This is a genomic window from Parvibaculum sp. (assembly GCF_045863935.1).
Taxonomy (GTDB): Bacteria; Pseudomonadota; Alphaproteobacteria; order Parvibaculales; family Parvibaculaceae; genus Parvibaculum.
Map to the genome: position 1 here is coordinate 1 of NZ_BTVP01000081.1, position 3,656 is coordinate 3,656.

Here is a 3,656-nt window from a genome sequence, read left to right on the forward strand (position 1 = left end):
ACCCGCGGCCTCCGGCGTGACAGGCCGGCGCTCTAACCAACTGAGCTACACCCCCTTGCCGACGGCGATGCCGCCCGAGAGGTGGGCGTCTCGTAAGCCAAGGTATCCGCCCTGTCAAGGCGGGTTTCTGCGCCGATTGCTTTTGTTGGAGTGACATAACCTGGGCTGCCGGGCCGCCGCTCGCGCGCGGAGGCTGGTGGGCGGTGACAGGCTCGAACTGCCGACCCTCTCGGTGTAAACGAGATGCTCTACCAACTGAGCTAACCGCCCGCACGCAAAGGCCAATGCATGCGCGCGAAACTCCTATCGGATGGCCCTTCGGAATGCAATCGGAAGCGGTCGGCGGCGCCACGCGGGCATTGCATTCCACAGGCAAACCCGCGATCTTGGGCCGGAGCCGCTTTTCGCCACGAATGCCGGAAACTCCCTTGTCCCGCACGCTCGCGCCTGTTTTTTCGCTGCTGCTGGCAACCGCGATCCTGCTCGTCGGCAACGGGATGCTGGGTACGCTCATACCGATTCGGGCGGGCCTGAACGGATTCGAGACGGCGACCGTCGGCTTCATCGGCAGTGTCTACTTCGCAGGGTTCCTTCTGGGGTGCCTCGCGACGCCGCATGTGGTCCACCGGGCGGGACACATCCGAAGTTTCGCCACCTTCTGCGGCCTCGCTTCCGCCGCGCCGCTCATTCATGCGCTTTCATCCGATCCAATCGTCTGGTCGCTCATGCGCGTCCTGACGGGGTTCTGCTTTGCCGGGCTCTACATGGTCATCGAGAGCTGGCTCAACGAGCAGTCCAGCAACGAGACGCGGGGGCGCTTTTTCTCGGCCTATGTCATCGTGAATCTGTCGGCGCTGACGGTGGGGCAAGTGCTGCTCAACGCCGCCGATCCGGGCGGCTTCGTGCTGTTCGCCGTCTGCTCCATCCTGACCTCCATCGCGCTCGTTCCGATCGCCATGACGACGTCCGTGCAGCCCATGCCGATCCAGAGCACGCGGATCGACATCAAGGCGCTTTATGCGCTTTCACCTGTGGGGGTCATGGGATCCTTCGTGGTCGGGGTTGCCAACGCGCCTTTCTGGACGCTGGCGCCGCTCTATGCGAGCGAGAGCGGGCTCGACACGGCAGGCATTTCGATCTTCATGGCGGCCGCGATCATCGGCGGCGCGATAGCCCAGTGGCCCATTGGTCGCCTGTCCGACCGGATGGACCGGCGGCGCGTCATCCTTGCTGTCACCCTCGGCGCGGCGCTTGGCGAAGTCGCGCTGGCGCTGGCGGGCATGAGCGGCAGTGTAGTCGCCGTAATGGCTGCAGGATTTCTCTTCGGTATTTTCGGCCTCACGCTCTATTCCGTGGTGGTCGCCCATATGAACGACCACGGGCAGAGCGAGAGCTTCGTCGCGATTTCAGGCGGCATGCTCATCGTCTTCTCGGTCGGCTCCATCATCGGACCGACGGCGGCCTCTGTCGGTGTATCGACCTTCGGGATTGCCTCGATCTTCGTGGTGACGGCGGCGGTTCACCTCGGCTTTGCGGCGTTCACGCTCTACCGGATCGTCTATACGCCGGCCCTCACCGAAGAGCAGCGGGTGGACTTCGTGGCTGTGCCGGTCGCCCAGGTGCAGCCGCTGCCGACGGAACTCGATCCCCGCGCGGCGGACGATCCGCCAGCCGAGGAAGAGATCGTCACGGAGAACGTGGACGGGGAGCCGCTGGATACCACCGCATAGCTGCGCCTGACCCGGCCGCCAAAAGCAAAAGACCGGCGCGCCCCACTCCGGGCGGCCGGTCCTTCAAATGCCTTGCCGATAGAAGGATCAGCTATTCACTGCGTCCTTCAGGCCCTTGCCAGCCTTGAACTTCGGCTGCTTCGAGGCGGGGATCTGGATCGTCTCGCCCGTACGCGGGTTGCGGCCCTCGGTGGCTGCGCGGTTCGACACGTTGAATGTGCCGAAGCCCACGAGCCGGACCTCTTCGCCCTTCTTCAGCGAGTCCGTAATGATGTCGAAGACATAGTCGACGGCCTTCGTGGTGTCGGCCTTGGACAGACCGCTCCGCTCCGCCACTTCTGCAATCAGATCGTTCTTGTTCACGTGAGGCCCCTCCACATGCGATGGCGGGAATCGAGGATTCCCCTGAGATTTCGGAGTCTACCCGTCGGCCAAGAAGGGGGTCAAAGTAAAAACAAAGGATTTCTGCGGAAAATCGGGATTTCCTTTAACAAAAAACGGGAGCCCGAAGGCTCCCGTTTCTGTTATTTCCGGCAGATTGGCCCGTTTTCGGGGCTTAATGCGCCATAATCTGCTCCGGCGAGTCCGGCGAGGGACGCTTGCCTGCGGCCGCCTGCTCGGCGAGCCAGGCCTCCTCATCCCATTCGATCGGCTCCGGCATGCGGGTCAGCGCATTCTTGAGAACCTCGTCGATGGTGTTCACCGGCACGATTTCCAGAGCGTTCTTCACGTTGTCCGGAATGTCGGCCAGGTCCTTGGCGTTGTCCTGAGGGATCAGCACCTTCTTGATGCCGCCGCGGAGCGCCGCGAGCAGCTTCTCCTTCAGGCCGCCGATGGGCAGGACGCGCCCACGGAGCGTCATCTCGCCCGTCATCGCCACGTCCTTGCGGACGGGGATGCCGGTCATCACCGAGACGATGGCGACCGTCATGGCAGTACCCGCCGAGGGACCGTCCTTGGGCGTCGCGCCTTCCGGCACGTGGACGTGGATGTCACGCCGGTCGAAGAGCGGCGGCTCGATGCCGAAGCGGGTCGCGCGGGAGCGAACGTAGGAACTCGCCGCGGAGATCGACTCCTTCATCACGTCCCGCAGGTTGCCGGTGACGGTCATGCGACCCTTGCCGGGCATCATGACACCTTCGATGGTAAGGAGCTCGCCGCCGACTTCCGTCCACGCAAGACCCGTCACGATACCGACCTGGTCCTCGCCCTCGGCCTCGCCGTAGCGATACTTCGGGACACCGGCATAGTCCGCGATGTTATCGATCGAAAGCGCGATCGACTTCTTGCCCGGCGTGGTGAGGATTTCCTTCACCGCCTTGCGCGCGAGATTGTTCAGCTCGCGCTCGAGGTTGCGCACGCCGGCTTCGCGCGTGTAGACGCGGATCAGCTGACGCAGCGCCTCGTCGTCGATCGACCACTCGCCCTTTCTCAGTCCGTGAGCCTCGACCGCCTTGGCAATCAGGTGGCGACGCGCGATCTCGACCTTCTCATCCTCGGTGTAACCGGCGATGCGGATGATCTCCATCCGGTCCATCAACGGTTCCGGGATGTTGAGCGTGTTCGCCGTCGTCACGAACATGACGTCGGAGAGATCGTAGTCGACCTCCAGGTAGTGGTCGGCGAAGGAGTTGTTCTGCTCCGGATCGAGCACTTCGAGAAGCGCCGAAGACGGATCGCCACGGAAATCCGAACCCATCTTGTCGATCTCGTCGAGCAGGAAGAGCGGATTGGTGTGCTTCACCTTCTTCATCGACTGAATGACCTTGCCGGGCATTGAGCCGATATAGGTGCGGCGGTGACCGCGAATCTCCGCCTCGTCGCGCACGCCACCGAGCGACATGCGCACGAAGTCGCGGCCGGTCGCACGCGCGATCGACTTGCCGAGCGAGGTCTTGCCGACGCCGGGCGGACCGACGAGGCAGA

2 protein-coding genes, 1 tRNA gene and 1 pseudogene are annotated in these 3,656 nt (G+C 63.6%); 1 reads left to right on the forward strand and 3 read right to left on the reverse strand.

Translation table 11 applies throughout. From position 1 onward, the window contains the following. Positions 1 to 194: 194 nt before the first annotated feature. A tRNA-Val gene (locus tag ACKUUH_RS17175) sits at positions 195 to 270 on the reverse strand. A gap of 158 nt (positions 271 to 428) precedes the next feature. On the opposite strand from ACKUUH_RS17175, the gene ACKUUH_RS17180 reads away from it, so the two are divergent. Further along, positions 429 to 1,730: an MFS transporter gene (locus ACKUUH_RS17180; protein WP_407951112.1), complete on the forward strand. Its 1,302-nt coding sequence runs from the start codon at positions 429 to 431 to the stop codon at positions 1,728 to 1,730. An 87-nt stretch (positions 1,731 to 1,817) separates the two neighbouring features. Here the strand turns inward: ACKUUH_RS17180 and ACKUUH_RS17185 are convergent. Both ACKUUH_RS17185 and lon read right to left on the reverse strand, forming a co-directional pair. Continuing rightward, positions 1,818 to 2,132, reverse strand: a pseudogene (locus ACKUUH_RS17185) (HU family DNA-binding protein); the annotation flags it as partial. Between the two features lie 154 nt (positions 2,133 to 2,286). Beyond that, a partial coding sequence (gene lon / locus ACKUUH_RS17190) for an endopeptidase La (protein ID WP_407951113.1) occupies positions 2,287 to 3,656 on the reverse strand: 1,370 nt, incomplete at its 5' end.